The organism is Nocardia asteroides (assembly GCF_021183625.1).
GTDB classification, from domain to species: Bacteria; Actinomycetota; Actinomycetes; order Mycobacteriales; family Mycobacteriaceae; genus Nocardia; species Nocardia asteroides_A.
Genome location: NZ_CP089214.1, coordinates 3151915 through 3177123 on the forward strand (window position 1 = coordinate 3151915; position 25209 = coordinate 3177123).

9 protein-coding genes (1 of these 9 only partly in view) are annotated in these 25209 nt (G+C 72.7%); 2 read left to right on the top strand and 7 right to left on the bottom strand.

Annotated elements, in window-relative coordinates; translation table 11 throughout:
- The 6 genes from LTT61_RS15185 to LTT61_RS15210 all read right to left on the bottom strand — a co-directional run.
- On the bottom strand, nt 1-18640 hold the 5' portion of the coding sequence (locus LTT61_RS15185; RefSeq protein ID WP_233020607.1) for a non-ribosomal peptide synthase/polyketide synthase. 18410 nt of this gene lie to the left of the window's left edge; the window shows 18640 of its 37050 coding nt (coding positions 1-18640); it begins with the start codon at nt 18638-18640; its stop codon lies off the left edge, out of view.
- A 382-nt stretch (nt 18641-19022) separates the two neighbouring features.
- Nucleotides 19023-19769 (bottom strand): precorrin-4 C(11)-methyltransferase, encoded by a 747-nt coding sequence (gene cobM / locus LTT61_RS15190; RefSeq protein ID WP_233020608.1) that lies wholly within the window; start codon nt 19767-19769, stop codon nt 19023-19025.
- A gap of 25 nt (nt 19770-19794) precedes the next feature.
- Nucleotides 19795-19959, bottom strand: a complete 165-nt coding sequence (locus LTT61_RS15195; RefSeq protein ID WP_233020609.1) for a hypothetical protein — start codon at nt 19957-19959, stop codon at nt 19795-19797.
- On the bottom strand, nt 19956-20786 hold the full coding sequence (locus LTT61_RS15200) for a hypothetical protein (RefSeq protein WP_233020610.1): 831 nt from the start codon (nt 20784-20786) through the stop codon (nt 19956-19958). Before LTT61_RS15200 ends, LTT61_RS15195 begins: the two co-directional genes overlap by 4 nt.
- Nucleotides 20787-20813: 27 nt before the next feature.
- The gene (locus LTT61_RS15205; RefSeq protein WP_233020611.1) at nt 20814-21239 is read right to left on the bottom strand and encodes a PPOX class F420-dependent oxidoreductase; all 426 of its coding nucleotides are present in this window, start codon (nt 21237-21239) and stop codon (nt 20814-20816) included.
- A gap of 9 nt (nt 21240-21248) precedes the next feature.
- Nucleotides 21249-22169 (bottom strand): LysR family transcriptional regulator, encoded by a 921-nt coding sequence (locus tag LTT61_RS15210; RefSeq protein WP_233020612.1) that lies wholly within the window; start codon nt 22167-22169, stop codon nt 21249-21251.
- A gap of 133 nt (nt 22170-22302) precedes the next feature.
- On the opposite strand from LTT61_RS15210, the gene LTT61_RS15215 reads away from it, so the two are divergent.
- A complete protein-coding gene (locus LTT61_RS15215; protein WP_233020613.1) occupies nt 22303-23685 on the top strand; it encodes an MFS transporter in 1383 nt (460 codons plus the stop codon).
- A gap of 32 nt (nt 23686-23717) precedes the next feature.
- Complete coding sequence (locus LTT61_RS15220; RefSeq protein WP_233021025.1) at nt 23718-24464, top strand: 3-hydroxybutyrate dehydrogenase; 747 nt, start codon at nt 23718-23720, stop codon at nt 24462-24464.
- 89 nt (nt 24465-24553) lie between these two features.
- Here the strand turns inward: LTT61_RS15220 and LTT61_RS15225 are convergent, their stop codons facing one another.
- On the bottom strand, nt 24554-25150 hold the full coding sequence (locus LTT61_RS15225) for a TetR/AcrR family transcriptional regulator (RefSeq protein WP_233020614.1): 597 nt from the start codon (nt 25148-25150) through the stop codon (nt 24554-24556).
- Nucleotides 25151-25209 lie beyond the last annotated feature (59 nt).

Sequence of the window (25209 nt, forward strand, 5' to 3'; positions counted from 1 at the left end):
CGCCGGTGCGGTACATGCGCGCGCCGTCGACGTAGGGGTTGGCGACGAAGCGCTCGGCGGTCAGCCCGGGGCGGGCGTGGTAGCCGCGCGCCAGCTGGATGCCGGACAGGTACAGCTCACCCGCGACACCCACCGGAACCGGCCGCAGCCGGGAGTCCAGGATCAGCGACTGCATGCCCCTGGTCGGCCCGCCGATGGTCACCGTCTCGCCGGGCACCAGCGCGTCGCTGATGTTGGTCATGATCGTGGTCTCGGTGGGGCCGTAGCCGTTGTGGAAGGCGCGAACCGTGCCGTCCGCCAGCGGGACCGCCCACTTCGCGACCAGCTCCGGCGGGCACGCCTCGCCACCGGCGACCAGCACGCGCAGGGTGTCCAGCCCGCTCGGGTCGAAGGTGGCCAGCGCGGCCGGGGTGATGAAGGCATGGGTCACCCGTTGCGACCGGATGAGTTCGGAGAGCTCGTCGCCGCCGTAGACCCCGGGCGGGACCACGACCAGCGCGCCGCCGCGGGCCAGCGCCAGCAGCAGCTCCAGGATGGAGGCGTCGAAGGACGGCGAGGCGAAGTGCAGTGCCCGCGAATCGGCGTCGAGCGCGTAGCGCTCGGCCTGCTCCTCGCCGAAGTTGGCGAGGCCGGAGTGCGTGACGACCACGCCCTTCGGCACGCCGGTCGAACCGGAGGTGTAGATGACGTAGGCCGGGTGCTCCGGGCGCAGCGGCCGCAGCCGCTCGGCGTCGGTGATCGGCGCGCCGTCCCAGTCGGTGAGCTCCAGCTCCTCGAGCACCAGCCAGCGCGCGGACTCCGGCAGCCCCGCGCGGACCTCGCGCACGGTCAGCCCGAGCGGCGATCCGGAGTCGGTGACCATGTGCGCGATGCGATCGGCCGGGTAGTTCGGGTCGACCGGGACGAAGGCGGCGCCGGTCTTGGCCACCGCCCAGGCCGCGAGCACCGAGTCCGCGGAGCGCGGGATGCCGACGGCGACCAGGTCCTCGGTGCCGACTCCGGCCGCGATGAGCAGCCTGGCCAGCCGGTTGGAGCGCTCGTCCAGCTCGGCGTAGGTGAGCGTCTCGCCGCGGAACACCACCGCGGGCGCCTCCGGCGCGCCGATGCCGAAGAGCTCGGGCAGCGGGCGCGGCGCGACGGCGGGGGCTCCGGTGCGCGACACCAGCTCCGCGCGCTCGCCCGCGTCGAGCACGTCGATCCCGCCGACCGCGATCGACGGGTCGGCGGCGACCGCGGTGAGCACCCGCAGCCAACGCCGGACGAAGGCGGCCGCGGTGGCCTCGTCGAACAGCTCGGTGGCGTAGGTGAGGCCGAGCGCGAGCCCGCCCGCGCTGTTCTGCGCGAGGGTGAACTGGAGGTCGAAGCGGGCGATCTCCTCGTCCAGGTCGAGCGCGGAGACCGAGAGCCCGGGCAGCTCCAGCGTGCCGCGGTCCAGGTTCTGGAAGGCCAGCATGACCTGGAAGAGCGGGTTGCGGGCCTGCGAGCGCTCCGGCGCGAGCAGCTCGACGAGCCGCTCGAACGGGACGTCGGCGTTGCCGAAGGCGTCCAGGTCGGTGCGGCGCACCTTGCCGACCAGCTCGGCGAAGGAATCGCCCGGCTCGATCCCGGTGCGCAGCACGAGGGTGTTGACGAACATGCCGACCAGGTCGTCGAGCGCCTGCTCGCCGCGGCCCGCGATCGGGGTGCCGATGGCGACGTCGTCGGTGCCGGAGAGCCGGGCGAGCAGCACGGCGAGCGCGCTGTGCACGACCATGAAGAGCGAGGCGCCCTGGGCGCGGGCGATCTCCTCAAGCCCGGCGACCAGCTCGGCCGGGATCTCGTCGTGCAGGGTGGCGCCGCGGAAACTCGCGACGGCCGGGCGCGGGCGGTCCGCGGGCAGGGTGATCTCGTCCGGCACGTCGGCCAGCGCGCGCTGCCAGTACGAGACCTGGCGCGCCATCAGGGAATCCGCGTCATCTTCGGTACCGAGCACCTCGCGCTGCCAGAGCGCGAAGTCCGCGTACTGCACCGCGAGCGGCGCCCAGCCGGGATCGCTGCCCTGGGTGCGCGCGGTGTAGGCCACCATGACGTCCCTGGTCAGCGGGCCGACCGAGAAGCCGTCGGCGGCGATGTGGTGCACGACGACCACCAGCACGTGCTGGTCGGCCGCGACCCGGTAGAGCCGGGTCCGCAGCGGAACCTGCTCGGCCACGTCGAATCCGGTGCCGACGAAGGCCGTGACGGCCTCGACCAGCGCACCCGCATCGACCGCGACCGGGGCGAGGTCGAGCGCGACCTCCTCGACCGGGACGATCACCTGGGTCGGGGTGCCGCCGTGCTCCGGGTAGCGGGTGCGCAGCGATTCGTGCCTGCGCACCACGTCGGCGACGGCGAGCCGCAGCGCCTCCACGTCGAGCGCGCCGTTCAGCCGGATGGCGATCGGCAGGTTGTACGCCGCAGAGGCGGTGTCGTACTTGTTCAGGAACCACATGCGCTGCTGCGCGAAGGAGAGCGGGACCAGGGCGTCGCCGCGCGGGCGGGCGGTGAGCGGCGCCCGCTCCGGGCCGCCGGTGTGCGACTCCACCCTGGCGGCGAGCGCCTCGACGGTGGCGGCCTCGAACAGGGTGCGCACCGGCACCGTCGTCCCGAGCGCGGCGCCGATCCTGGCCGCGACCCTGGTGGCGATGAGCGAGTTGCCGCCGAGGGAGAAGAAGTCGTCGTCGACGCCGACCCGGTCCAGGTCGAGCACCTCGGCGAAGACCGCGGCGATCGCCTCCTGCACCGGGGTCACCGGCGCGCGGAAGGCGCGGGCCTGCGCCGCGGGGGCGGGCAGCGCGCGGCGGTCGAGCTTGCCGTTCACGGTGAGCGGGATCCACTCCAGCCGGACCAGCGCGGACGGCACCATGTACGCGGGCAGCCGCTCGGCGGCGCCGGTGCGCACGGCGTCCAGCTCCGGGGTCGCCCCCGGCTCGGCCACGACGTAGGCGACGATCCGCTGGTCGCCCGGCTGGTCCTCGCGGACCACGACGGCCGCCTGCGCGACGCCGTCCTGCGCCAGCACCGCGGACTCGATCTCGCCGAGCTCGATGCGGAAGCCGCGGACCTTGACCTGGTCGTCGGCGCGGCCGAGGTACTCCAGCTCGCCGCTGCGATTCCAGCGCGCGAGGTCGCCGGAGCGGTACAGCCTGGTCCCGTCCGGGCCGGCCACGAAGCGGGCCGCGGAGAGCTCGGGGCGGCCCAGGTAGCCGCGGGCCAGCTGCTTTCCGGCCACGTACATCTCGCCGGAGACCCCGACCGGGACCGGGCGCAGCCGCTCGTCGAGCACGTGGATGCTCAGCCCGGGGATGGCCCGGCCGACGACCGAGCCCGATGCCGTGGCGATGGTGGCCGCGTCCAGCGGGCGGTAGGAGACGTGCACCGTGGTCTCGGTGATGCCGTACATGTTCACCAGCACCGGCGCGGTGTCGCCGTGCCTGGCGACCCAGTCGCCGAGCCTGCGCAGCTCCAGCGCCTCGCCGCCGAAGACGACCGCGCGCAGCGCGAGCGGCGCCGCGGCGGGATCGGCGATCCGGTCCGCCTCGGCCAGCTGGTAGAAGGCCGACGGGGTCTGGTTCAGCACGGTGACCCGCTCGTCCCTGAGCAGCTCGAGGAACTGCTCGGGCGAGCGCGAGGTGTAGTAGTCGACGACCACGAGCCTGCCGCCGAAGGCCAGCGGGCCCCACAGCTCCCAGACCGAGAAATCGAAGGCGAAGGAGTGGAACAGGGTCCACACGTCGTGCGGGCCGAAGCCGAAGTCGGCGTCGGTGTTCGCCAGCAGCCGGACCACGTTGCCGTGCTGTACCGGGACGCCCTTGGGGCGGCCGGTGGAGCCGGAGGTGTAGATGACGTAGGCGATGTTGCCCGCGGTCAGCGGGGCGATCCGGTCGGCGTCGGTGACCGGGCCGTCGTCGGCGTCCTCGATATCGCCCGCCTCGACGGCGTAGCCGTCCAGGACAACGCGCGGCAGCCCGGCGGGGAGCCGCACCTGCACGGTGGAGTCGACGATCACGCTGGTCGGCTCGGCATCCTCCAGCACGTAGGCGATGCGATCGGCGGGATAGGTCGGGTCGACCGGCACGTAGCCCGCGCCCGCCTTGACCACGGCGAGCAGCGCGACCACCAGGTCGAGCGAGCGCGGCAGGATCACCGCGACCAGCTGCTCCGGCCCGGCGCCCTCCTCGATCAGCCGGCGGGCGAGGACGTTCGCCCGCCGGTCCAGGTCGCCGTAGGTGAGGGTGTCGGCGCCGAACTTCACCGCGGTGCGCGGGCCGTGCTCGGCCACGATGCCGTCGAAGAGGTCGGCCAGGGTGGCGTCCCGGTCGGCGAAGCGGCCGGCGTAGGAGTCGGTTCCGGCGCGCACCCAGCGCTCCGAGAGGTCGAGCCGCTCGCGCTCGCCGAGCAGGTCGATATCGCCGACGATCACGTCCGGGTCGTCCGCGACGGTGCGCAGGATCCGGGTCAGCCGCTCGGCGAAGGACGCGACGGTGGCCGGGTCGAAGAGTTCGGTGGCGTAGTTCCAGCTCAGCGCCAGCGAGCCGTCGGCGGCCTCGCCGACGGTGAGCTGCACGTCGAACTTGGCGGTGCCCGCGTCGAAGTCGACGGCGCTCAGCTCGAGGCCGGGCAGCGCGACGGTGCCCATCTCGGCGGCCGAGGCCGCCTCGAAGGTCAGCGCCACCTGGAAGAGCGGGTGGTGCGCCTGCGAGCGGGCCGGGCTGAGCACGTCGACCAGCCGCTCGAAGGGGACGTCGGCGTGCGCGAAGGCGGCCAGGTCGGTGCGGCGCACCTGCTCCAGCAACTCGCCGAAGCGGGTGCCTGGCAGTACCTCGGTGCGGAGCACGAGGGTGTTGACGAACATGCCGACGACGTCGTCCAGCGCCCGCTCGCCGCGCCCGGCGATCGGGGTGCCGATGGCGATGTCGGTGCCGGTGGAGAGCCGCGCCGCCCAGGTCGCGAGCGCCGCGTGCACGACCATGAAGAGCGTGGCGCCGCGGGCCCGCGCCACCTCGGTCAGGCGGCGGTGCAGCTCCGGGTCGAGCGCGAAGCTGTGCAGCCCACCGGCGTTCGAGGCGATCTCCGGCCTGGTGCGGTCGGCGGGCAGCTCGATCTGGTCGGGCAGGTCGCGCAGCTGCTCCGTCCAGTAGCCGATCTGCTTGGCCGCCACCGACTCCGGGTCGGCCTCGCTGCCGAGCACCTCGCGCTGCCAGAGCGCGTAGTCGGCGTACTGCACCTCCAGCGGGGCCCAGGTGGGGGCCTCGCCGCGGGTGCGCTCGGTGTAGGCGACCACCACGTCGCGCAGCAGCGGGCGCAGCGAGAAGCCGTCACCGGAGATGTGGTGCACGACCAGCACCAGCACGTGGTTGCGCTCGTTCAGCGCGAGCAGGCTCGCCCGGAACGGCACCTCGGCGGTGACGTCGAAGTGCGTGCTCGCCAGCTCGACGATGCGCGCGGGCAGCGCGCCCGGCCGCACCGGCTCCGCGACGAGGGAGACCGGAACCTCCTCGGCGGGCAGCACGCGCTGGAAGCCGTCGCCGTCCACCTCGGGGTAGACGGTGCGCAGCGTCTCGTGCCTGGCGACCAGGTCGGCCAGCGCGGCGTTCAGCGCGGCGACGTCGAGCGTGCCGGAGAGCCGGACCGCGATCGGGATGTTGTTCACCGCGGTGGCGCTGTCGAAGCGGTTCAGGAACCACATGCGCTGCTGCGCCGGGGAGAGCGGCACCAGCTCGGGCCGCTCGCGCGCCGCCAGCGGCGCCCTTCGCTTCCCGTCGGTGGCCGACGCCGCGCCTTCTACGGCCGCGGCCAGCGCCGCCACCGTGGACGCCTCGAAGAGCGCGCGCACCGGGACCCTGGTGTCGAGCGCCTCGCCGAGCCTGGCCGCCACCTGGGTGGCGACCAGCGAGTTGCCGCCGAGCTGGAAGAAGTCGTCGTCCAGCCCGACCCGGTCGGCGCCGAGCACCTCGGCGAAGACGCTCGCCACGATCTCCTGCACCGGCGTCGCCGGCGCGCGGAAGACCCTTGCCTCGAAGACCGGCGCGGGCAGCGCCTTGCGGTCCAGCTTGCCGGAGGGGTTCAGCGGGAAGGCGTCGAGCACCACGTAGGCGGCCGGGACCATGTAGGCCGGGAGCCGGTGGGTCAGCTCGGCCTTCACGGCCTCGGCGTCGATCACCCGGTCCGGGTTCGCCACCAGGTAGGCGACCAGCTGGTCGCCGGTGTGCTCGTCGGAGCGGACGACAACGACGGCCTGGGAGACCGCGTCCTGCGCGGTGAGCGCGCCCTCGATCTCGCCGAGCTCGATGCGCAGGCCGCGCAGCTTCACCTGGAAGTCGGTGCGGCCCAGGTACTCCAGCTCGCCGTCGGGGGTCCACACCACGAGGTCGCCGGTGCGGTACATGCGGCGCCCGGCGTCGAAGGGGTTGGCCACGAAGCGGTCGCAGGTCAGGTCGGGGCGGCCGACGTAGCCGTAGGCCAGCTGCGCGCCCGCCAGGTGCAGCTCGCCCGGGACCCCGGGCGGCACCGGCCGCAGCCGCGAGTCCAGCACGTAGACCTGGGTGTTGAAGACCGGCGCGCCGATCGGCACGGTCTGCGTGTCGGCGTCGGTGACCTCGTGGAAGGTCACCTCGACCGCGGCCTCGGTCGGGCCGTAGAGGTTGTGCAGCCTGGCGCCGGTGAGCCTGCGCAGCTTCTGCGCGGCCCCGGCGGGCAGCGCCTCACCGGAGGCGAAGGCGTTGCGGATGACGGTGCACTCCGCGGCCCGCTCCTCGTTCACGAAGAGCGAGAGCATCGACGGCACGAAGTGCACCGTGGTGATCTGCTCCTCGGTGATCAGCCGGGCCAGGTACACCGGGTCCCGGTGCCCGTCCGGCCGCGCCACCACCAGCCGCGCGCCGACCTGCAGCGGCCAGAAGAACTCCCAGACCGACACGTCGAAGGTGGCCGGGGTCTTCTGCAGGACCACGTCGTCGGCGGCGAGGCCGTACTGCGCGTGCGCCCAGACCAGCCGGTTCACGATCGCGGCGTGCGAGACCGCGACGCCCTTCGGGCGGCCGGTGGAGCCGGAGGTGAAGATGACGTAGGCGGTGTTGCCCGGCCGCAGCGGCCGGTGCCGGTCGGCGTCGGTGAGCGGGGCGTCGGAGAAGCCGGAGAGGTCCAGCTCGTCGATCCGGACCTGCCTGGCCAGCGCGCTGTCCAGGTCGGCGCCGGAGGTGAGCACGCAGACCGGGCGGGCGGTGTCCAGGATGTGGTCGATCCGCTCGGCCGGGTGATCCGGGTCGAGCGGCACGTAGGCGCCGCCCGCCGCGCCGATGGCGTACATGCCGATCACCAGGTCGAGCGAGCGGCGCATGCCGAGCGCCACGTACGACTCCGGGCCGACGCCGTGCTGCTTCAGCCAGCGCGCCAGCCGGTGCACCCGGCTCGCGAACTCGGCATAGGTCAGACTCGTCCCCTCGAAGGTGAGCGCGTAGGCGTCCGGGGTGCGGGCGGCCTGCGCCTCGAACATGGAGACGAGCGTCGCCGCCGCGGCGTCGCCGACCGGCGAGGTGAGCGCGGCGTCCACCGCGAACTCGGTGTCGTTCCAGCGGCGCAGCACGGTCTGCCGCTCGGCGTCGTCGAGCAGGTCGATGTCGCCGACGGCGATGCCCGGGTTCGCGGCGATGCCGCGCAGCACCCGGACGAACCGGCGGGCGAAGGAGTCGGCGAAGCCGGAGTCGAAGAGGTCGAGCGCGAAGACCAGCTCGGCGTCCATCGCACCCGCGCCGCCGCCGCGGATCCCGGCCGGGCCGATGTGCGTGCCGACCGGGGTCTCACCGAGGGTGAGCTGTAGGTCGAACTTGGCCGTCGGGGCGTCCAGCTCCAGCTCGGCGACGCGCAGCCCGGGCAGCTCCAGCGAGGTGCGGCCCATGTTCTGGAACGAGAGCATCACCTGGAAGAGCGGGTGCCGCGCCTGCGAGCGGGCCGGGTTCAGCACCTCGACCAGCCGCTCGAAGGGCAGGTCGGCGTGCGCGAAGGCCTGCAGGTCGCGCTCGCGCACCTGGCTCAGCAGCTCGGTGAACGGGGTGGCGGTGTCGACCGCGGTGCGCAGCACGAGGGTGTTGACGAACATGCCGACCAGGTCGTCCAGCGCGGCCTCGCCGCGCCCGGCGACCGGGATGCCGACGGCGATGTCGTCCGACCCGCTGAGCCGGGAGAGCAGCGACGCGAAGGCGCTGTGCACCACCATGAACAGCGTGGTGCCGTTGGCGTGCGCCAGCTGGTTGAGTTCCTCGATCAGCTCGCCGGGCACGGTGAAGCGGTGCGTGCCCGCGCGGTAGGAGGCGACCGGCGGGCGCTGCGCGGTGCCGAGCCGCAGCTCCTCGGGCAGCCCCGCGAGCGCGGTCTTCCAGTACTCCAGCTGCGCGGCGACCAGCGAGCCCTTGTCGTCCTCGGTGCCGAGCGTCTCGCGCTGCCAGAGCGCGTAGTCGACGTACTGCACCGGCAGCGGCGCCCAGCCCGGCGCCGATTCGGCGCACCGCGCCATGTAGGCGGCCATCAGGTCGCGGACCAGCGGGCGCATCGAGACGCCGTCGGCGGCGATGTGGTGCACCACGACGGCGAGCACGTAGTCCTGCGTGGTGTCGCGCCAGCGGCTGTGGTCGATCCGCGGCTCCACCTGGAACACCCGGAGCCGGACCGGCGGTTGGTTCGTGACGTCGAAGCCGGTCAGCACGAATTCGTGCAGGGCGGGGGCGATCTCGGCCTCGTCCAGCGGGACGACATCGAGCGGCGGGATGGCCCGCGCGGTGGGCAGCACGTCCTGGTAGGCGATGCCGTCGTGCGACGGGTACACGGTGCGCAGCGCCTCGTGCCGCTGGATCACGTCGGCGACGGCGGCGCGCAGCGCCTCGATGTCGAGCGAGCCGTGCAGCCGCACCGCGGCCGGGATGTTGTAGGCGGCGGAGTCGGATTCGAAGCGGCTGAGGAACCACATCCGCTGCTGGGCCAGCGAGAGCGGCGGGAACTCCGGCCGCGGCCGCGGCGTCAGCACCGGGCGGCCGCCCGCCCCCGCTGTGGTCTCCATGCGGGCCGCGAGCGCGGCGACGGTCGGCGCCTCGAAGAGCATCCGCACCGGAACCCTGGTGTCGAGCGCGGCGCCGAGCCTGGCCACCACCTGGGTGGCGACCAGCGAGTTGCCGCCCAGCTCGAAGAAGTCGTCGTCCAGGCCGACCGCGCGCTCGGCGGTGTCCACCCCGAGCACCTCGGCGAAGACCCCGGCGACGATCTCCTCGATCGGCGTCGCGGGCGCGCGGAAGGCGCGGGCCTCGAAGACCGGGACCGGCAGCGCGCGCCGGTCCAGCTTGCCGTTCGGGCTCAGCGGCATCGCGTCGAGCACGACGAAGGCGGCGGGCACCATGTACGAGGGAAGCACCGCGCCGAGGTGGGCGCGCAGCTCGTCCAGGTCGACGGTGGCGCCCGCGGCGGGCACCACGTACCCGACCAGCTGGTCGCCGGTCCGGCCGTCGGAGCGGACCAGCGCGACCGCCTGCGCGACCGCCTCGTGCCCGGTCAGCGCGGTCTCGATCTCGCCGAGCTCGATGCGCAGGCCGCGCAGCTTCACCTGGAAGTCGGTGCGGCCCAGGTAGCCGATGGCGCCGGAGCCGTCCCTGGTGACCAGGTCGCCGGTGCGGTACATGCGGGCGCCCGGCCCGCCGTACGGGTTCGCCACGAAGCGGTCGGCGGTCAGGTCCGCGCGGCCGAAGTAGCCGCGGGCCAGCTGGGCGCCCGCGAGATAGAGCTCACCCGCGATACCGGGGGCGACGGGGTGCAGCCTGGCGTCGAGCACGTACGCCTCGGCGTTCCACACCGGGAGCCCGATCGGCACCGCGCCCGCGATCTCGGCGGGCACCGCGTGGTGCGTGGCGTGCACCGCGAACTCGGTGGGGCCGTAGAGGTTGTGCAGCTCCGCGGCCGAGACCCGGCGCAGCGCCTGCACCGCGTCGGCGGTGAACGCCTCGCCCGCGATCAGCAGCGCGCGCAGCGAATCCAGCGCGCCGGAGCCGATTCCGGCGGCCTCCACGGTGCTCGCGAAGACGCTCAGCATGGAGGGGACGAAGGAGGTCATGGTGACCCGCTCGGCCGCGATGACCTCGGCCAGGTAGGCCGGGTCGCGGTGGCCGTCCGGGCTCGCGACGACCATCCGGCCGCCGACGCTCAGCGGACCGAACAGCTCCCACACCGACACATCGAAAGTGGCCGGGGTCTTGAACAACACCACGTCGTCCGGGCCGATCCCGTACTCCGCGGTGATCCAGCGAACCTGGTTCACCACCGCGGCATGCGGCACCGCCACACCCTTCGGGCGACCGGTCGAGCCGGAGGTGAAGATGACGTAGGCCGGATTCTGCGGGCGCAGCGGCGCATTCCGGTCGGCATCGGTGAGCGGGGTGTCGGCGTAGCCGTCGAGCGCGAGGTCGTCCAGGACGAGCACCGGCGCGCCGTCCGCGGTGAAACCGGTGTCGGCACTGGTCAGCACGGCCGCAGGCCGCGCGGTCTCCAGCACGTGGGCGATCCGCTCGGCGGGCTGGTCCAGGTCGAGCGGGACGTAGCCGCCGCCCGCCTCCTGCACCGCGTACGCGGCGACCACCAGGTCGACCGAGCGGCGCAGCGCCAGCCCGATCAGCCGCTCCGGGCCCGCGCCCGCGGCGACCAGGTGCCTGGCCAGCCGGTGCACCCGCGCGCCGAACTCGGCGTAGGTCAGGGTGGTTCCGGTGGCCGGGTCGACGAGGGCGACGGCGTCCGGGGTGCGCCGCTCCTGCGCGGCGAAGGCGGAGACCAGCGTCTCCGCCGGGTCGAGCGGGTACGAGGTGTCGTTCCAGCCGCGCAGCGCGAGCTCGGTCTCGGCGGCGTCCAGCAGCGGGATGTCACCGACCGGGAGCTCAGGGGCGGCGAGCACCGCGGCGAGCACCCGGTCCAGCCGGTGCGCGAAGGCGGCGACCGTCGCCTCGTCGAAGAGATCGGTGGCGTAGGAGAACTCGGCCGACATGCCCGCGGCCTCGCCGCTCTCGTCCTGGGTCTCCTGCAGGGTCAGCTGCAGGTCGAACTTGGCCAGGTTGGCGTCGTAGTCGACGCCGTTCACCGAGAGCCCCGGCAGCTCGAGGCTGGCCTGCTTGGTGTTCTGGAAGGCCAGCATGACCTGGAAGAGCGGGTGCCGCGCCTGCGAGCGGGCCGGGTTCAGGATCTCGACCAGCCGCTCGAAGGGCAGGTCGGCGTGTGCGAAGGCGTGCAGGTCGGTATTCCTGGACTGCGCGAGCAGCTCGGTGAAGGGCAGCGCCGGGTCCACCTCGGTGCGCAGCACGAGGGTGTTGACGAACATGCCGATGAGGTCGTCGAGCGCGGCCTCGCCGCGGCCGGCCACCGGGGTGCCGATGGTGATGTCCTCGGTGCCGGAGAGCCGGGCCAGCAGCACCGCGAGCGCGCTGTGCATGACCATGAACAGCGAGGCGTTGTGTTTGCGGCCCAGGTCGGCCAGGGCGCGCTGGGTCTTGCCGGAGATGACGAAGGCGTAGCTGCCGCCGCGGTAACTGGCGACGGCCGGGCGCGGCCGGTCCGAGGGGAGCACCAGCTCGTCCGGCAGGTCGGCGAGCGCGCGCGCCCAGTACTCGATCTGGGTGGAGATCAGCGACTGCCGATCCTCCTCGGAGCCGAGCACCTCGCGCTGCCAGAGCGCGTAGTCCGCGTACTGCACCGGCAGCTCGGCCCAGGCGGGCGCCTCCCAGGTGGTGCGCGCCGCGTAGGCGAGCATGACGTCGCGCGCCAGCGGCACCATGGACCAGCCGTCGGCGGAGATGTGGTGCACCACCATGCCGAGCACGTACTCGGTCTCGCTGATCTCGAAGAGCCGCGCGTGCAGCGGCACCTCGCTGGTGACGTCGAAGGAGACCGAGGCCAGGTCGACCAGGTGCTCCAGCAGCGTCTCCTCGGTCACCCGGTAGGGGGTGAGGTCGGGGACGATCTGCGCCGCCTCCAGCACCACCTGCACCGGGCCGTGCTTGGTCTCCGGGAAGACCGTGCGCAGCGATTCGTGCCGGTCGATGACGTCGATCACGGCCACCTGCATGGCGGCGACGTCGAGCTCGCCGGAGAGCCGGATGGCGACCGGGATGTTGTAGGCGACGTTCGAGCCGTCGAAGCGGTTCAGGAACCACATGCGCTGCTGCGCCAGCGAGAGCGGGACCTCGCTGGGCCGCTCGCGCGGGACGAGCGCCTTGCGCGCGCCGTCGCCCGCCTGCGACTCCACCCGCGCCGCCAGCGCGGAGACGGTGGACGCCTCGAAGAGCGTGCGCACCGGGACCCTGGTGTCCAGCGCGATGCCGAGCCGGGAGGCGACCTGGGTGGCGATCAGCGAGTTGCCGCCGAGGTCGAAGAAGTCGTCGTCGACGCCGACCCGGGTGAGCCCGAGCACGTCGCCGAAGATCTGCGCGACGATCTCCTCGATCGGGGTGGTCGGGGCGCGGAATTCGCGCACCTCGAAGACCGGGGCGGGCAGCGCGCGGCGATCCAGCTTGCCGGAGGCGTTCAGCGGGAACTCGTCGAGCACCATCAGCACCGACGGCACCATGTACGAGGGCAGCCTGCGCCGCAGCGCCTCCCTGACCTCGTCGGTGTCGAGTTCGCCCGCCCCGACCAGGTAGGCGACCAGCTGGTCGCCCGCGCCGGTGTCGCTCACCAGCACCGCCGCCTGGCGGATCGCGGGCTGCGCGAGCAGCGCCGCCTCGATCTCGCCGAGCTCGATGCGCTGGCCGCGGAACTTGACCTGGAAGTCGGTGCGGCCGATGTACTCCAGGACGCCCGCGGAGTTCCAGCGCACCAGGTCGCCGGTGCGGTAGAGCCGGGCGCCCGCCGGGCCGAAGGGGTCGGCGACGAACCGCTCGGCGGTCAGGTCGGCGCGGCCCTGGTAGCCGCGCGCGGCCTGCGCGCCGCCGAGGTACAGCTCGCCTGCGACGCCGATCGGGGCCGGGCGCAGCGCGCTGTCCAGCACGTAGGCGCGGGCGTTCCAGACCGGGCGGCCGATCGGCACCGCCGCGCCCTCGGTGCCGTCGACCGTCCACGCGGTGGCGTTCACGGTGAACTCGGTCGGGCCGTACAGGTTCACGACCGTGGCCGGGCTGAGCTTGCGGAACGCCGCGACGGCCGAGCCGGAGAGCGCCTCGCCGCCGACGTAGACCGCGCGCAGCGACGCGCACTCCGCCGCGGGGACGGTGGCGGCGAACATCGAGAGCAGCGAGGGAACGAACGAGGCGACGGTGACCTGGTGCCGCCAGATCACCTCGGACTGGTACAGCGGGTCGCGGTGCCCGTCCGGGACCGCGATCACCATCTGCGCGCCGACCATGAGCGTGGCGAAGAGCTCCCACACCGAGGCGTCGAAGGTGAACGGCGTCTTGTGCAGCACCACGTCGGCGTCGCTCAGGCCGCTCTCGGCGATCTTCCACGCCATCTGGTTGACCAGGGCCGCGTGGCTCACCGCGACGCCCTTGGGGCGCCCGGTGGAGCCGGAGGTGTACAGCACGTAGGCCGTGTTCGCCGGGCGCACCGCGCCGAGCCGCTCGGCGGGGTCGAGCGGCTCGTCGGAGTAGCCGTCCAGCTCGACGGTGTCGACCTCGACGACCGGGCAGTCCGCTGCCGAGATGCCGTCGGCCGCGGTGGTCAGCAGCACCGCGGGGCGGGCGCTGGCCAGCACGTACTCGATGCGCTCGGCCGGGTGGTCCGGGTCGAGCGGCACGTAGGCGCCGCCTGCCGTCACCGCGGCGTAGACCGCGACCAGCATGTCGACCGAGCGCCTGATCCCGACCGCGACCAGCGTCTCCGGCCCGACGCCGAGCTCGATCAGCTTGCGCGCCAGCCGGTTCACCCGGGCGGCGAACTCCGCGTAGGTCAGCTCCAGCGCCGCGCCGGAGCCGGGCTCGAAGACCAGGGCGGTGGCGTCCGGGGCGCGGCGCACCGCCGCCTCGAACTGCTCCAGCACGGTGTCGGCCCGCGGCACCTCGTGCTCGGTGCCGGTCAGCTCGACGAGCAGTGCCTGCCGCTCGGCGGGGGCGAGGATCTCGATGTCCCGGATCGGGGTGCTCGCGGAGGCGGTGACGGCGCGCAGCACGCGCAGGAAGCGGCGGTTGAACTCGGCGATGGTCGCCGCGTCGAACAGGTCGGTGGCGTAGGAGAGCGTTCCGGTGATGCCCGCGGGCACCCCGGCGGCGGTTCGCTGCTCGGTCAGCGTCCAGAGCAGGTCGAACTTGGCGATCGGAAGTTCCAGCTCGTCGGCGCTGACCGAGAGGCCGGGCAGCTCCACCGTGCCGTGCGACAGCTCCTGGAAGGAGAGCATCACCTGGAAGAGCGGGTGCCGCGCCTGCGAGCGGGCCGGGTTCAGCACCTCGACCAGCCGCTCGAAGGGCACGTCGGCGTGCGCGAAGGCGGCGAGGTCGGCCTCGCGCGCCTCGGCGAGCAGCTCGGTGAAGGCGTGCGCGGGGTTCACCCGCGAGCGCAGCACGAGGGTGTTGACGAACATGCCGATCAGGTCGTCCAGCGCCTGCTCGCCGCGGCCGGCGATCGGGGTGCCGACGGCGATGTCGGCGGTGCCGGAGAGCCGGGCCAGCAGCACCGCGAGCGAGGCGTGCACCACCATGAACAGGGTGCTGCCCTCGGCCCGTGCCAGCGCGGTCAGCCCGGCGTGCAGCTCGGCGTCGATCTCGAAGCCGAGCTGCGCGCCGGAGAAGCTCTGGGTCTGCGGCCGCGGCCGGTCGGCGGGCAGGTCGAGCTGGTCGGGCAGCCCGGCCAGCGCCTCCCGCCAGTAGCCGATCTGGCGCGCCATCAGCGACCCGGCGTCGTCCTCGGTGCCGAGCAGCTCGCGCTGCCACAGCGTGTAGTCGCGGTACTGCACCGGCAGCGGCGCCCAGTTCGGCTCCTGCCCCGCGGAGCGCGCCAGGTAGGCGGCGGCCACGTCGCGGGAGAGCGGGCCGAAGGAGAAGCCGTCGGCGGCGATGTGGTGCACCACGAAGGCGACGGCGTAGTCGCCGGTGCCGTTGTGTGAACCGGAGACGTGGAAGACCCGCACCCGGATCGGCAGCTCGTGCGAGACGTCGAAGCCGACCGAGGCGAAGCGCGCCAGCTCGCCGTGCAGCTCGCCCGCCTCGATGGTCTGCACCTCGATGCCGAGGTCGACCTCATCGGCGGGCAGCACCCGCTGGTAGCCGCCGTCGGCGTCCGGGAAGAGCGTGCGCAGCGACTCCTGCCTGGCCACCACGTCGGCCAGCGCGGTGCGCAGCGCGGCGACGTCGACGTGGCCGCGCAGCCGCACCACGAACGGCAGGTTGTAGGTGGGCGCCGCCGGGTCGAACTGGTTGATGAACCACATCCGCTGCTGGGCCAGCGAGAGCGGCGCCCGGTCCGGGTGCTGCCGCGCGGTCAGCGCGGGGCGGGCGACCTCGGCCGGGGTGGTGTGCTCGGCGCGGGCCGCGATCCCGGCCACGGTCGGCGTCTCGAAGAGCGCGCGCACCCCGAGCCGGATCCCGAAGGCGGCGCTGATCCGCGCCACCACCTGGGTGGCGACCAGCGAGTTGCCGCCCAGCTCGAAGAAGTTGTCGTCCGCGCCGACCCGCTCCTGGCTGAGCACGTCGGCGAAGATGCCTGCCACGATCTCCTCGGCCGCCGTGCGCGGGGCGCGGAAACCGGCGGCGTCGGCGGTGAACACCGGCTCCGGCAGCCCCCTGCGGTCCAGCTTGCCGCTGGTGTTCAGCGGGAAGGCGTCCAGCACGACGAGCGCGGCGGGCACCATGTAGCTCGGCAGCCGCTCGGCGGCGGTCCTGGTCGCCACCGCGGGGTCGACGGTGGCGCCGGGGGCGGGCACCACGTAGGCCACCAGCTGCTGGCCGGTGGCGGTGTCCATCACCAGGACGGCGGCCTGGCTGATCGCCGGGTTGGCCAGCAGCACCGTCTCGATCTCGCCGAGCTCGATGCGCTGGCCGCGGAACTTGACCTGGAAGTCGGTGCGCCCGATGTACTCCAGCACGCCGTCGCCGTTCCAGCGCACCAGGTCGCCGGTGCGGTACATGCGCTCGCCCGGCGCGGCGTAGGGGTTGGCGACGAAGCGGTCCGAGGTCAGGTCGGGGCGGCCGCGGTAGCCGCGGGCGAGCTGGCGCCCGCCCAGGTACAGCTCGCCGGGGGCGCCGATCGCGGCCGGCCGCAGCCGCCCGTCCAGGACATAGACCTGGACGTTCCACTCGGGGATGCCGATCGGGACGGTGACCGTGTCGGCGGCGGTGGCCTCCCAGTAGGTCACCGAGACCGCGGCCTCGGTGGGGCCGTAGAGGTTGTGCAGCCCGGCCGAGGAGATCGCGCGCAGCCCGGCCGCGGTCTCCGGGGGCAGCGCCTCGCCGATCACGAACACCGCGCGCAGGGTCGCGATCTGTGCGGCGGTGGCGTGCGCGACGAAGACGGTGAGCATCGACGGGACGAAGTCGGTGACGGTGACCTTGTGCCTGGCGATGGTCTCCGCGACGTAGAGCGGGTCGCGGTGCCCGTCGGGGGCGGCGATGACCAGCTCGCCACCCGACAGCAGCGGCAGGAAGTAGCCCCACAGCGAGACGTCGAAGGTGGTGGCGGTCTTCTGCAGGTAGACGTCCTGCTCGGTGAGCCGGTACTCGTCCAGCATCCACAGCTGCTGGTTGACGATCGCGTGGTGGGTGACCGCGACGCCCTTGGGGCGGCCGGTGGAGCCGGAGGTGTAGATGACGTAGGCGGTGTTCTCGGGCACCAGCGGCGCCCACCGGTCGTCGTCGGTCAGCGGCCCGGCGGGGTAGGTGGAGACGTCGAGGGTGTCCAGCTCGACCCGCACCACCCCGTCGGGGAGCTCGAGCCCGTCGGTGGAGAGCGTGAGGACCGAGACCGGGTTCGCGCTCTCCAGGATGTAGGCGGTCCGGTCGGCCGGGTGGTCCGGGTCGATCGGCACGTACGCGCCGCCCGCCCGCAGCACCGCGTGCATGCCGATGACCAGCTCCAGCGAACGCCGCATGCCGAGCGCGACCAGCGACTCCGGCCCGACGCCCTGGTCGACCAGGTAGCGGGCGAGCTGATTCACCCTGGCGCCGAACTCGGCGTAGGACAGAGCTGTCCCCTCGAAGTGCAGCGCCGTTCGCTCCGGGGTGCGCGCGATCTGCTCGTCCAGCAGCGCGACCAGCGTCGTGACCGGCACATCCTGCTCGGCGTCGTTCCACTCGACCAGCGTCCGCTCCCGCTCGGCGGCGGTGATCGCGGGCAGGCTCCAGACCTTCGTCCCGGCGTCCGCGGCCAGGAAGCGCTGGAAGAACTCCAGGAACCGGCCGTGGTGGGTGCGGCCCTCGTCGGCGCTGTAGAGGTTGGGGTTGGTCTCGAAGTCGATGTGCGTGTGGCTGCCGGTCGTCGACTGGTAGAAGTTGACGCCCAGGTCCTCGATGCTGCCGGTGGAGAGCACGTTCAACCGGCCGGTCATCTCGCCGAGCACGATCTCGCTGTGGAACAGCATGATGTTGACCCACGGACCGAAGAACTCCGTGGTCACCACGCCGTCACCGGCCGCGTCGCGGCGGATGTCCTCGTGCCGGTAGCGCTGGTGCCGGAGCGCGCCGGAGACCTCGACCTGGACCCGCTTGAGCAGGTCGGCCACCGTGCTGTCGTACCCGACGGCGAGCCGCAGCGGCACGATGTTCGAGGTCACGCCGCCCGCGCGGCGCATGGCGGCGGTGGTCCGGGCCGTCACCGGGAGGCTGAGGATGACGTCCTCGGCGCCGGTGAGCTGGGCCAGGTAGGCGCCGAAGGCGGCGATGAGCAGCCCGGCCGGGGTGTTGTCGTGCTTGGCGACGGCGGCGGCGAGCAGCTCGTCCTGCTCGTCGGTCAGCGCGGCGCTCGCCACGTTGTTCAGCGCCGACGGCGGGGCGGAGCGGCCGGTGAGGCTGGTCCCCTCCTCCAGGCCGGCGACCCGCGCGGCCCAGTACTCGCGGTCCGAGTCGAAGCGGGAGCTGTCCCGGTAGGCGATCTCGGCGTCGTACAGGGTGCGCAGCGGGGTGGCCTTGGCGGCGGCGGGCTCCTCGCCGCGCGTCTCGGCGGTGTAGAGCTCGGCGATCCTGGCCACGTAGTTGGTGGCGGCGAGGCCGTCCAGCGCGATGTGGTGGATCCGGGTGTACCAGTACCAGCGGTGCTCGCCGAGCCGCAGCGCGGCGGTCTTGATCAGCCGGTCCGCGACGATGTCCAGCGGGCGCGAGTACTCGGCGCGCATCCACTCGGCGGCGGCGGCCGCCGGATCGTCGGCGCCGCGCAGGTCGACGTACTCCTGCTCGGACGAGAGCGAGGGGTCGACGCCCTGCAGCGGCTCGCCGTCGCGCTCGATGATCCGGAGGTAGCCGGAGCCGGTCTCCAGCGAGGCGCTGATGCTGGCCTTCAGCAGCAGCTCGGGGTCGAGGTCGCCGTGCAGATCGACGTACTGCGCGATCGTGACGGGAACCTGCGGGTCGACGTGCTGCGCGTACCAAATGCCCAGCTGAGCAGGCGAAAGCGGGAAGTACTCGACGGCATCTCCCCGAGCGTCACCAGTTTCGTCGTTTCCGCCGAAATCCAGCCGGTCCAACCGTAACCTCGCTTCCGGAACACCGCGTGAGCGCTCCCCGATGACACCCGAAGAGGCGCCCACCCGTCACCGCGGGGCGCCTTCCTTCTCCGGATCCAGTTTCATCTCAATCAGGCAATAATCTTCGTAGGCAATATCTGTCTGCCCCGGTACGCCCGTTACACGGGCGCGAACGCCTCCACCGCATCGACCTCGCTGCTGACCACCGATCCAATCTACCGTCGCCGCGGGGGCCCGACCAACCAATACCCGAACACCGCAGATAGCAATCACCTATCCGCCCCGGCCCAGCGGGTGCACGGCGTTCTGCGGGCCGCAACGGCAGGTCGCGGCTGTTATCCGGCTCACAGCCGAATCGATAGCCGATCGGATGCCGATCGGCTCACAGCCGGGTGCGGGCCGGGTCGTAGAGGTGTGACTGCACGCACTCGACCGCCGGTGCCAGCGCCCGGCCGACCAGGATCACCGCCGCCTGCCGCAGCCCGGCCTCCTCGACCCGAGTGGCGATATCGGTCAGGGTGCCGCGCAGGATCAGCTGGTCCGGCTGGCTGGCCCGGTAGACCACCGCGGCCGGGCAGTCCGGGCCGTACTCCGTCGCCAGCTCGGCCGCCAGCTCCCGCGTTCTGGTGATCGCGAGGTGCAGTGCGAGCGTCGCCCCGGTCGCGGCGAAGCTCTGGAGCCGTTCCTTCTCCGGCATCGCCGTCGAGCGCGCCTGGGCGCGGGTGAGCACCACCGACTGCGCGAGCTCCGGCACGGTCAGCTCGGCGCCGAGCGCCGCCGCGGCCGCCGCGTAGGCCGGGACGCCGGGGGTCACGTCCCACGGGATCCCCAGCCGGTCCAGCCTGCGCGCCTGCTCGGTCAGCGCGGAGTACACCGACGGGTCGCCCGAGCACAGCCGCGCCACATCACTGCCCCTGCCGTGCGCCGCGCTCATCGTCGCCACGATCGCGTCCAGATCCAGGCGCTGCGTGTCCACCAGCTCGGCGTCCGGCGCGCAGTGCGCGAGCACCGCCGGGTCCAGGTACGTGCCCGGGTACAGGCAGACCGGGCTGCTGCGCAGCAGCTCCACCGCCCGCACCGTCAGCAGATCCGCCGCCCCCGGGCCCGCGCCGATGAAGTGGACTGTCATGCGGGGCAGTGTAGAGAGCAGCCCCTCAGCTCGAACGCTTCCGGGGTTCGGGCGCCTGGCGGCCGGTGCTGATCCGCGGGCGCGCCGCCATCTTCTTGGTCTGGCCACCGGACCGGAAGATCGAGCCCTCGTCCTTCTTCGACGAGCCTTGCTGACCTTTGTCGTCGCTCGAACGGAAGTGAATGGTCATACCGGCTCTCCCTGGTTGAGCTCGGGCGGGAAGTAGTGCTTCCTGCTGATCCAGCGGAACCCTTCGTGATTGTTGATCGACGCGATCTCGACCGGCCCACCCACTGTATCGGCTCCCAGCTTGAAGCGGGCGTAGCCGGCGGAGGTCTCCACCATGAACCGGGCGAGAGCTATGGCATCAGGTAGCGGCATGCCCGGAGTAACCGGATCCACGTGCTGCCGGCGCAGGATCCGCTCGATCTCGGCATGATTCTCCGGGTCCGACTGGCTCTTCAGCGCCAGCTCGAGCCGGCTGTCGTAGCCGTTGAAGAGCCGTTCGACCGCCGCGGGCTTGGCGTAGGCGCGGTGTCCGTAGTCGTCCTCCGCGAGCACTCGCTGCGGTACCGGTCGCAGTGTTCCGCCCTCGAAGCGCAGCAGGAACGCCTCGGCCTGATCGCAACCGGGCGAGAAGCCGGCCACCAGGTAACCGAGTTCGGCGGGCCATCTGGACAGCCCGGCGTCGACGGCCGCCGCCTCGAACATCTCGGCGGCCCGCTCGGCGACGGCCTGGACCGTGTAGGTGACAGCATCGAGTCGCCAGTCCGCGTAGTGCGGGTCCCTGCCCATGAGGCGGGTCCGGAGACTCTTGGAGAGGGTGCCGATACTCGCAGGCCCGACGACACCGAGCCCCCAGGTCATCGCCCCGACCGGCAGCTTCCGGTGCAGATGGAAGATCTTGTCGGCATTGTTGTAGACCTGCCGGTCACCACTCGCCGTCAACACCGTGGTCGCCGAATCGGTGGCAAGGACCAATCCGTCGTACACCTTCACCCACACTGCGACCGTCACGAACGCCAACGGTACCGGCGCGAAAGACTATGCGGTGGCGTCGAAGTGGGCGATGATCTTGGTGGGGTGCACCCGGACGACCAGCTCTCCGGGAACCCCGTTCCGCTTCCCGAACTCCTCGGCCCGCTCGGCCCCCATGTAGCGTCCGCCGATCTCGGTGGCGGTGCGGAGCAGCTCGGCGGGGTCGTCGGAGAGGGTGACGGTGCCCTGGATCTGGACCGAGGCGTAGGGGGGCTGCTCGAGGTCGACGCAGAGGGCGATGCGGGGGTCGCGGGTGAAAGCCTTGCCCTTGGCGGTAGTGCGGCCGGTGTTGAAGACGACGTCGTCGCCGTCGACGATGAACCAGATGGGCGAGACCACGGGGCGGCCGTCGGCGGCGACGAAGGCGACCTTGCCGGTGCGGGTGCCGTGCGCGAGGAAGTCGCGGACCTGGGGATCGCTGAGTGAGGTCATGCGGCCAGCCTAGGAACGGTCGCCGAGATTTCCCAGCAACTCGTCGCGGCTGTGTTCCACCCGGGCGCGGATGGCGGCGACCACCGCGGCGACCTCCGGCCTGCGCAGCGTCTCGTGCCGCGCGACCAGCCAGTACGAGAGCCGCACCACGACCTCGGCGGCGAGCACCCGCTCCAGGTCGGGGTGGCGGTCGGCCATGAAGCAGGGCAGCAGCCCGAGCCCGGCACCCGCCCGCGTCGCCTCGACGTGCACGAAGACATTGGTCGAGCTCACCGATTCGCGCATGGAGGGGACGACGGCGGGCGCCAGGTCGAGGTCGTCCACCTGCAGCATGGAGTCGATGAAGTAGACGAGCGGGTAGCGCGCGAGGTCGTCGACGGTGCCGGGGCGGCCGAACTCGGCCAGGTACCCGCGCGAGCCGTAGAGCCGCAGGCAGTACTCGCCGAGTCGCAGCGCCTCGGCCCGGTGCACCTGCGGCTGCCCGACCACCACCTCGAGGTCGAGCCCGGAGCGCTGCACCGAGGCGCGGCGGGTCGCGGTGACCAGCTCCACCGAGATGCCCGGGTGCCTGCGCCGCACCTCGGCGACGGCGGGGGCGGCGAGGTAGCCGCTGAACCCGTCGGTCGATGAGATCCGGACGACGCCCTCCAGCACCCGGTCCGCGCCGCCGCGGTTCAGCGTGCGCACCGCCGCGTCCACCGCCTCGGCGGCGCCGAGCGCCGCCCGGCCCAGGTCGGTGAGTTCCCAGCCACCGGCGACCCGGTTCAGCACCCGGCCGCCGAGGTCGTGCTCCAGCGCGGCGATCCGGCGCGAGACGGTGGTGTGGTTGAGCCCGAGTTCCTCGGCGGCGGAGACGAAGCGGCCGCTGCGGCCGACGGCGAGCAGCACCAGCAGATCGTCGGCGCTCGGCCGCCCCCGAGCCGGATTCATGTCTGCATTCTCGCAGATGCGAGCTGCGGTTCTGGGCATTGCGGTGCACGGTTTCGCGCACGAATACTCAGGAAACACTCAGTGTGTGCCCGGTCACAATGCGAGCCGAACCGGGGTGAACGAAGGAGTTTCGATGAGCGTAGGCAGCGCGGCCGGCGATCCCGGCTACGCACCGAGCAACCTCCGCCGGGTGGTGGCCGCCTCGATGGCGGGCACCGTCGTCGAGTGGTACGAGTTCTTCCTCTACGGCACCGCCGCGACGCTGGTGTTCAGCAAGGTGTTCTTCCCGGCGGGCACCAGCGAGCTGGACGCCATCCTGGCCGCCTTCGTCACCTACGCGGTCGGCTTCGTGGCGCGCCCGCTCGGCGGCATCGTGTTCGGCCACTTCGGCGACAAGTACGGCCGCAAGAAGCTGCTGCAGTTCAGCCTGGTCCTGGTCGGCGCGGCCACCTTCCTGATGGGCTGCCTGCCGACCTTCGGCCAGATCGGGTACTGGGCACCGGCGCTGCTGGTGCTGCTCCGCTTCCTGCAGGGCTTCGCGGTCGGCGGCGAGTGGGGTGGCGCGGTGCTGCTGGTCGCCGAGCACAGCCCGAACCGGGAGCGCGGCTTCTGGGCCAGCTGGCCGCAGGCGGGCGTGCCCGCGGGCAACCTGCTGGCGACCGTGGTGCTGCTCACCCTGACCAGCACGCTCTCCGACGCCGCCTTCCTCTCCTGGGGCTGGCGCGTGGCGTTCTGGCTCTCCGCGGTGGTGGTGCTGGTCGGGTACTACATCCGCACCAAGGTCACCGACGCGCCGATCTTCCTGGAGGCGCAGCAGGAGGCCGAGGAGCTGAAGAGCACCTCGTTCAGCGCGGTCGAGGTGCTCAAGCGGTACCCGCGCGGCGTCTTCACCGCGATGGGGCTGCGGTTCGGCGAGAACATCATGTACTACCTGGTGGTCACCTTCACGATCACCTACCTCAAGGTGCAGGTCGGCATGGACACCTCCGACATCCTGTGGTGGCTGCTGATCGCGCACGCCGTGCACTTCGCGGTGATCCCGCTGGTCGGGCGGGCCAGCGACCGGGTCGGCAGGCGGCCGGTGTACCTGGCGGGCGCGATCCTGGGCGGGACGTGGGGCTTCTTCGCCTTCCCGATGATGAACAGCGCGCACCACGTCGTGGTGCTGCTCGCCATCGTGATCGGGCTGGTGTTCCACGCGCTCATGTACGCGGCGCAGCCCGCGATCATGGCGGAGATGTTCCCGACCCGGATGCGCTACTCCGGCGTCTCGCTCGGCTACCAGGTGACCTCGATCGTCGCCGGCTCGCTGGCGCCGATCATCGCGGTCCGGCTGCTCGACACCTTCGACTCCTCGGTGCCGATCGCCGTGTACCTGGCCGTGGCCTGCGCCATCACCGCCGTCGCGGTGCTGGTGGCGCGCGAGACCAAGGGCGCCGACCTGGCGCAGATCGACGCCGCCGACGCCGCGCAGCTGGCGGGCGAGGCGAAGGCCGCGGCGGTGGCCGCCCGATGAGCGGCGGTCCGGCGGTTCGGACCGGCGCGGCGATGACCGGGCTCGCGGGGAAGACCGCGCTGGTCACCGGCGGGGCGAGCGGGATCGGGGCAGCCTGCGCGCGGGCGCTCGCCGAGCGCGGCGCGCGGGTGACGGTGGCGGACCGGGACGAGACCGGGGCGAAGGAGGTGGCCGCCGAGATCGGCGGCACCGCCTGGGCGGTCGACCTGCTCGACGTCACCGCGCTGGAGACGCTGGAGCTGGAGACCGACATCCTGGTCAACAACGCCGGGGTGCAGCACGTCGCGGCCATCCCGGACTTCCCGCCGGAGCGCTTCCGGCAAATCATGACGCTCATGGTGGAGGCGCCGTTCCTGCTGGTCAGGGCGGCCCTGCCGCACATGTACCGCAGCAGGGGCGGGCGGATCGTGAACATCTCGTCGGTGCACGGGCTGCGCGCCTCGGCGTACAAGTCGGCCTATGTGACCGCCAAGCACGCGCTGGAGGGGCTCTCGAAGGTCACGGCGCTGGAGGGCGGGCCGCACGGGGTCACCAGCAACTGCGTGAACCCGGGGTACGTGCGGACACCGCTGGTGGACAGGCAGATCGCGGACCAGGCGGCGGCGCACGGGATTCCGGAGCAGGAGGTGCTGGAGAAGGTGCTGCTCACCGAGAGCGCGATCAAGCGGCTGGTGGAGCCGGAGGAGGTCGCCGCGCTGGTCTGCTGGCTCGCCGCCGCCGACGCCGGGATGGTGACCGGGGCGTCGTACACCATGGACGGCGGCTGGAGCGCGAGGTAGGTCCGGCCGCGGTGCGCGGTCGAGCGCAGCCGCGGCCGAGCGCGGTAAGGGCTATCCGGTCGAGCGCCGCCGCGGCGGCGGCCGACGGCTCACCCGCCGAGCGCGGTGAGCGCCATCCGGCGCAGCACCGGGCGGGCGCGGGCGGCGGTGGCCCGGCTCGCGCTGTGCGGGGTGGAGTTCAGGAGCCCGAAGGCGGCGTGCGCCTGCACCCTGGCGTTCTCCTCGCCGAGGCCGGGGCGCAGCGCGCACAGCACGCCGACCCAGACCTCGACGTAGCGCCGCTGGGCACGCCGGATCTCCCGGCGCGGCCCGGGCGGGACGGCGTCCAGGTCGCGGTCCTGGATCCGGATGAGCTCCGGCTCGCCCAGCGCGAAGTCGAGGTGGAAGTCGACCAGCGCGGCCAGCGCGGCGCCCGGCTCGGCGCCACCGCCCGCCACCGCGCGGCCACCGGCGAGCAGCCGCTCGGAGACCTCGGTGAGCAGCTCGATCAGCAGCGCCTCCTTGGAGGCGAAGTGCCGGTACACCGCGGGCCCGCTGATCCCGACCGCGGCGCCGAGATCGTCCAGCCGGACCCCGGCGAAGCCACGATCCGCGATCAGCCGCCCCCCGGCCCGCAGCAGATCGCTGCGCCGCTGCTGCTTGAGCTGCTCGCGCCGGGTCGGCACCGCGGGCTCGACGGTCACCACGCACCTCCTGTGGACAAAGTCGGTTAATCCAGATTAACCTGAAAAACAGTTAACAGCGA